Source organism: Pseudomonas sp. GL-R-19, from assembly GCF_019956375.1.
In the GTDB taxonomy this organism is placed as follows: Bacteria; Pseudomonadota; Gammaproteobacteria; order Pseudomonadales; family Pseudomonadaceae; genus Aquipseudomonas.
In genome coordinates this window covers 131121-137942 of the sequence record NZ_JAHBDJ010000005.1, presented here as the reverse complement: position 1 = coordinate 137942, position 6822 = coordinate 131121, and the positions used below count along the sequence as shown (strand labels likewise).

The 6822-nt window shown below is 56.5% G+C and carries 6 protein-coding genes; all 6 read right to left on the bottom strand.

Annotation, left to right across the window (positions count from 1 at the left end; all coding sequences use genetic code 11):
- Positions 1-498 precede the first annotated feature (498 nt).
- The 6 genes from msrQ to KGA83_RS03385 all read right to left on the bottom strand — a co-directional run bounded on the left by msrQ (position 499) and on the right by KGA83_RS03385 (position 6478).
- Positions 499-1119, bottom strand: a complete 621-nt coding sequence (gene msrQ, locus KGA83_RS03410) for a protein-methionine-sulfoxide reductase heme-binding subunit MsrQ (protein WP_108216480.1) — start codon at positions 1117-1119, stop codon at positions 499-501.
- Positions 1119-2132, bottom strand: a complete 1014-nt coding sequence (gene msrP / locus KGA83_RS03405) for a protein-methionine-sulfoxide reductase catalytic subunit MsrP (protein ID WP_108216479.1) — start codon at positions 2130-2132, stop codon at positions 1119-1121. Before msrP ends, msrQ begins: the two co-directional genes overlap by 1 nt.
- Positions 2133-2195: 63 nt before the next feature.
- On the bottom strand, positions 2196-3053 hold the full coding sequence (gene pssA / locus KGA83_RS03400) for a CDP-diacylglycerol--serine O-phosphatidyltransferase (RefSeq protein WP_108216478.1): 858 nt from the start codon (positions 3051-3053) through the stop codon (positions 2196-2198).
- 144 nt (positions 3054-3197) lie between these two features.
- Positions 3198-4214 (bottom strand): ketol-acid reductoisomerase, encoded by a 1017-nt coding sequence (ilvC, locus tag KGA83_RS03395; protein WP_003228216.1) that lies wholly within the window; start codon positions 4212-4214, stop codon positions 3198-3200.
- 45 nt (positions 4215-4259) lie between these two features.
- On the bottom strand, positions 4260-4751 hold the full coding sequence (gene ilvN, locus KGA83_RS03390) for an acetolactate synthase small subunit (RefSeq protein WP_003176102.1): 492 nt from the start codon (positions 4749-4751) through the stop codon (positions 4260-4262).
- A gap of 2 nt (positions 4752-4753) precedes the next feature.
- On the bottom strand, positions 4754-6478 hold the full coding sequence (locus KGA83_RS03385; RefSeq protein ID WP_218432578.1) for an acetolactate synthase 3 large subunit: 1725 nt from the start codon (positions 6476-6478) through the stop codon (positions 4754-4756).
- Between the last annotated feature and the right edge of the window lie 344 nt (positions 6479-6822).

Here is a 6822-nt window from a genome sequence, read left to right as displayed (position 1 = left end):
ACTCTTCAGTTCAAACATCTTTGGGTTTTGAGAAAACCCTAAACTTGGCTCAGCAATCGTTGGTTACATCTTTGATTTCTCGCGGAGTAACTTGTGATGCTGATAATCTGTTGACTAGCAGTCTGACTCCACAAGCACCCACACGAATTGCTTGATTCAGTTGTTAAAGAGCGGTTGGTTAAGAGCTTTCGTCTCAACCGAGGCGCGCATTCTACAGCAGCCTCATTTGCTGTCAAGTGATTATTTTCTGAAGTTTTCCAAGTTTCCTTTTCAACTTCAACCACTTGCGCTTCAGATCTCTCGTCAGCGGGAGGCGAATTCTACAGCGTTACACGCTGCTGTCAACACCTCTTTTTCAACTCCCTTTTGGCTTCGATGACCTGAAGCGACCTGCTGCCGAAAACTGCGTAACTCTTTGTTTACCAAGGAGTTTTCCGTTTCGACTGCGCCGGAAGTGGGGCGAATTATAGACACCTGGAATCTGCCGTCAACCACTATTTACGCCTTTTTGGCAGAAGAGCCCTTTTTAGCCATTAGACGCGGGATTCGACGAGCCAAAGGCGGTAGCCGCAGCACTAACAGCAACGCACCTATAGATGCATAGATCACCCACTCCTTGAGGTCGGCGCGCACAATCCAGAGCATATGCAGTAATCCAAGCCCGAGAATTACATAAGCAAGGCGATGCAACTTCTTCCAGCTCGCCCCCAATCGCCGCTGACTGTATCGATTGGAAGTCACCGCCAATGCCAGCAAACCAAGAAAGCCCAGCACCCCGACAATAATGTAAGGCCGCTTGCGCAACTCGACACCCAGCTGCGACCAGTCAAAACCAAGTATGAATGCGCAATAACTACCGAGGTGGAGCAGCACATAGGCAAAACACCACAATCCCAACTGTCGCCGCACGGCATTCCACCCCGCCCAACCGGTAAGTTTCTGCAAAGGCGTCAAGCTCAAGATTACAAGCAGCAGAACAAGCGCCCCCAAACCCAGCCGGTCGACCAGTACCTTGCCCGGATCCGGCCCGAGGACATCCTCCCAGGCCTGGTACAACCACAACAGCGGCCACACCAGCACCACGACAAAGACACCGATACGCCAAAACGGATAGCGCATCAGTAGTTCTTCCTCAGGTCGAGCCCCGTATATAGAGAGGCGACTTCCTCTGAATAGCCGTTGAACATTTGCGTGTCGCGCACATTGGGCTTGAACAAGCCACTGGGCAGACGGCGTTCACGTGCCTGAGTCCAGCGAGGATGGTCAACCGCGGGATTCACGTTCGCATAAAAGCCATATTCATCCGCAGCAATGCTCTGCCAGGTGGTTTTCGGCTGCTCGCCGACCAGACTGATGCGCACGATGGACTTGATGCTCTTGAAGCCATACTTCCAGGGCACCACCAGACGCAACGGCGCGCCGTTTTGATTAGGCAACTCACGCCCGTACATGCCTACCGCAAGAATCGCCAACGGGCTCATCGCTTCATCCAGACGCAACCCTTCTATATACGGCCAGTCAATCAAGGCAAAACCGGAGCGCTGACCCGGCATGCTTTTGGGATCCTGCAGGGTTTCGAAGCGGATGAATCTGGCTTTCGAGGTCGGCTCGACTTCCTTGAGCAAAGCCGAGAGCGGAAAACCGATCCAGGGAATGACCATCGACCAGGCTTCCACGCAGCGCAGCCGGTAGATTCGTTCCTCCAGCTGATACGGTTTCATGAAGTCTTCCAGCGCATACCGACCGGGCTTGCCCACCTCCCCGTCCACGACCACCGACCACGGCTCCGTCTTCAGCGTGCCGGCGTTGGCGGCCGGATCACCTTTGTCGGTGCCGAACTCGTAGAAGTTGTTGTAGTGAGTCGCATCCTTGAACGGCGTGATCGCCTCATCCTTGACGTTGACCGCGCCCCACTGGGTAGCCGGAAGTTTTTCGCTGAACCAGGCAGGCGCCTTGCCGGGCTCGACATCCGGGTAACGCGGACCATCGCCAGCGCTGGCCCATGGCGGCAGGCTGCCCAGAGCGAAACCGGCAACCGTGGCACCCAGCACATTGCGTCGAGATAGATAGAGGGATTCTGGCGTGACGTCCGACTCATGGCAGTCGGACGCTTTGGAGACTTTGATCAGCATGGCTACTCCGCAGCTTTGGAGAACAGATGCACCAACAGACTGCGGAGTATGAGGGAAATTACATCACTCGGCGCTTTTGCGCCGACGAAGATGTAACAAGTACTGCACCGGGCCGGATGCTGCATAGGCGAGGAAAACCAGCAGCAGAATGCGCGGCGGATCACTGAATACCACTGCGAACACCAGCACTACCGCGAGGATCGCCACGAACGGCACACGGCCTTTCAAATCCAGTTCTTTGAAGCTGTTGTACTTGATGTTGCTGACCATCAGCATGCCGGCCGCAGCAACCATCAGCGCAACCAGAAAGGACATCTTCGACCCCTGGATACCGTAATCGCTGAACGCCCAGACGATGCCTGCAACCACACCCGCCGCCGCAGGGCTGGCCAGGCCGATGAAGTAGCGCTTGTCCGCCGTACCGACTTGAGTGTTGAAACGCGCGAGACGTAGCGCCGCACCCGCGACATAAAGGAAGGCAACCATCCAGCCAACCTTGCCCATGTCACCCAGGGCCCAGCCGAAGGCCAGCAATGCCGGCGCAACACCAAAGGCAACCATGTCCGACAGCGAGTCGTACTCGGCACCAAAGGCGCTCTGGGTATTGGTCATGCGGGCCACTCGCCCATCGAGGCCGTCGAGTACCATCGCGACGAAAATGGCGATGGCCGCAAACGCAAAGTACTTGCTCGCATTGGCCGAGTCACCAGCACTCAGGGCCGCCTGGGCACTCATCGAGTTGATGATGGAATAGAACCCTGCGAACAGGTTCGCAGTGGTGAACAGATTCGGCAGAAGATAGATACCACGATGCCGGACTTTACGACCTTCAGCGTCATGCCCTTCCTCGACATGTTCATCGATGGGCAGCAGGCTTTCGGCGTCAGAAGCCTGGTTTGGCTCTTCGGGGCGTTCGCTCATGGACATTACCTTGCAACGGGGTGGAAAGTCTGGACAGGTGTCTGGGACGACGGTTCGGCCGCAAACGATGCAGCTTTATACCAGAACCGGCCTCCCAAACGAAAAAACGCGGCCTAAGCCGCGTTTTTCGTACAAGGGCGTGACTTAGTTTTTGGCTTTGTCGACGATCTTGTTGGCACCGATCCACGGCATCATGGAGCGCAGTTGCTCGCCGATGATTTCGATACCGTGAGCGGCGTTGTTACGACGCTTGGCGGTCATCGAAGGATAGCCGGTAGCGCCTTCGCTGATGAACATCTTGGCGTATTCGCCGTCCTGAATACGTTTCAGGGCGTTGCGCATGGCCTGACGGGATTCGGCGTTGATGACTTCAGGGCCGGTCACGTACTCGCCGTATTCGGCGTTGTTGGAGATCGAGTAGTTCATGTTGGCGATACCGCCTTCGTACATGAGGTCAACGATCAGCTTCAGTTCGTGCAGGCACTCGAAGTAGGCCATTTCCGGCGCGTAGCCAGCTTCAACCAGGGTTTCGAAACCGGCTTTGACCAGTTCAACGGTACCGCCGCACAGAACGGCTTGTTCGCCGAACAGGTCGGTTTCGGTCTCGTCCTTGAAGGTGGTTTCGATGATGCCGGTACGACCGCCACCGACGCCGGCAGCGTAGGACAGAGCGACGTTCTTGGCGTTGCCCGAGGCGTCCTGGTAGATCGCGATCAGGTCAGGGATACCGCCGCCCTTCACGAACTCGGAACGTACGGTGTGGCCTGGAGCCTTCGGCGCGATCATGATCACGTCGAGGTCGGCGCGCGGCACAACCTGGTTGTAGTGGATCGCGAAGCCGTGGGAGAAGGCCAGGGTGGCGCCTTTCTTGATGTTCGGCTCGATTTCGTTCTTGTACAGGGAGGACTGGAATTCGTCCGGGGTCAGGATCATGACCAGGTCGGCAGCTGCAACAGCGGAAGCAACGTCGGTCACTTTCAGGCCGTGGGCTTCAGCCTTGGCAACGGTAGCCGAACCTTTACGCAGGCCAACAGTCACGTCAACGCCGGAATCTTTCAGGTTGCACGCTTGAGCGTGGCCCTGGGAACCGTAACCGATGATGGCTACTTTCTTGCCCTGGATGATCGACAGGTCGCAGTCTTTATCGTAGAAAACTTTCATGAATTTCCCCTATATCAGGCCGTTCAGGCCGTTCGCTAATTTGGTTTAGATGCTGAGTACTTTGTCGCCGCGGGCAATGCCGGTCACGCCACTACGGACGGTTTCCAGAATCGATGCGGTGCCAATGGACTGAATGAAGCTGTCGAGCTTGTCGCTGGTACCGGTCAGTTGAACGGTATACACGCTGGCGCTGACATCGACGATCTGTCCACGGTAAATATCGGTAGTGCGCTTGATCTCGGCGCGCTGGGCGCCGGTGGCCTTGACCTTGACCAGCATCAGTTCGCGCTCGATGTGAGCACTCTCCGACAGGTCGACCAGCTTTACCACTTCGATCAGCTTGTTCAGGTTCTTGGTGATCTGCTCGATGACCTCATCGTGACCAACGGTGGTCAGCGTCAGACGCGACAGGGTCGGGTCTTCGGTTGGAGCCACGGTCAGGCTTTCGATGTTGTAGTTGCGCTGCGAGAACAGGCCGACTACACGAGACAGAGCGCCGGGTTCGTTTTCCAGAAGCAAGGAAATAATGTGCCGCATGATTAGGTACGCTCCGTCTTGCTCAGCCACATATCGCGCATGGAGCCGTCTTTGATCTGCATCGGGTAGACGTGCTCGCTGGTATCGACCGAAATATCGATCACCACCAGGCGATCTTTCATGGCGAACGCTTCTTCCATCTTCGACTTCAAATCTTTCGAATCGGTGATGCGCACACCAACGTGACCATAAGCCTCCGCCAGCTTGACGAAGTCAGGCAGCGATTCCATGTAGGAATGAGAGTGACGGCTGCCGTAGCTCATGTCCTGCCACTGGCGAACCATGCCCAACACACCGTTGTTCAGGATGACGATTTTTACCGGCAAATCGTATTGCAGGCAGGTCGACAGCTCCTGAATGTTCATCTGGATGCTGCCTTCGCCCGTAACGCAGACGACCTCATCATCCGGAAAGCTCAATTTGATGCCCATGGCCGCCGGGAAACCGAAGCCCATGGTGCCCAGACCACCGGAGTTGATCCAGCGGTTCGGCTTGTTGAACTTGTAGTACTGCGCCGCGAACATTTGATGCTGACCCACATCGGAAGCTACAAAAGCATCCCCCTTGGTCACTTCGCACAGGGTTTCGATCACGGTCTGCGGCTTGATGACGCTGCCGTCACCCTTGTCATAAGGGAACAGGCCGCGATCACCACGCCATTCATCAACCTGCTTCCACCAGCTGGCAACGGACTCCTTGTTCGGGGTCTCGCCGATTTCCTTGAGGATCGCGACCATTTCGGTCAGGACACTCTCGACCGGACCAACGATAGGCACATCGGCCTTGATGGTCTTGGAGATCGAAGCCGGGTCGATGTCGATGTGAATGATCTTGGCGTTCGGGCAGAACTTCGAGGCTCCGTTGATGACACGGTCGTCGAAACGCGCGCCGACAGCGAGGATCACGTCAGCATGGTGCATCGCCAGGTTGGCGGTGTAGCTGCCGTGCATGCCGAGCATGCCGATGAACTGACGGTCGGTGCCAGGGTAGCCACCGAGGCCCATCAGGGTATTGGTTACTGGCAGATTGAGCATCTTCGCCAGCTCGGTCAGTGGTGCGGAACCACCGCCGAGGATCACGCCGCCGCCCGAGTACAAGACTGGGCGCTTGGCCGCCAGGAGCATTTCTGCCGCCTTGCGGATTTGACCGGAGTGACCACGAACAGCCGGGCTGTAGGAACGCAGCTTGGCTTTTTTCGGGAAGACGTATTCGAACTTCTCGGCCGGGTTGGTCATGTCTTTCGGAATATCGACAACGACCGGGCCAGGACGACCGGATTGCGCCAGGTAGAAGGCCTTCTTCATGACTTCCGGGATTTCCGACGCGTGCTTGATCATGAAGCTGTGTTTCACGATCGGCCGGGAGATACCGATCATGTCGGTTTCCTGGAATGCGTCGGTGCCAACCATGGTGCTCGGCACCTGGCCGGAAATGACCACCATCGGAATGGAGTCCATGTACGCCGTGGCGATACCGGTGATGGCGTTTGTCGCGCCCGGCCCGGAAGTCACCAGTACCACACCGGCTTTACCGGTGGCACGGGCGTAGCCGTCAGCCATATGGGTAGCCGCTTGCTCGTGACGAACCAGGATGTGGGTCACTTCCGGTTCTTTGAACAGGGCATCGTAGACATGAAGAAGAGCACCACCCGGGTACCCGTAGATATATTTGACGCCTTCGTCGCGCAAAAAGCGGACGAGCATCTCACCGCCAGATAAAAGCTCCACGTTGCTCACCTCTAAAACGCCAGAATACCGCCCACGAAAAATGGGACGGGTCTTAATAGGTTTACTTCTCGGCAGAGCATGAGCGACGGTGGTCGCCGACTACGTCAGCACTGACTGAGCAAGTATTGGGATCGTCCCAAGTGTTGCGGGCCTTTCCCACCCAGCGCGAGGTAACGCGTTGCGGGTGTAACAGGTCGACGCGGATAGGCGCCTCATGATCTGCCGAGAGGGTCTGCTTCTGGCAGTCCCTGTACAGCGGACTTTGGATTCTTCTGTTTCGCCCTTCGCAAGTCAAGTCGTCTATGTGCTTTATTCTAGTAAGCACATGAGAACGCAAGAAAAAA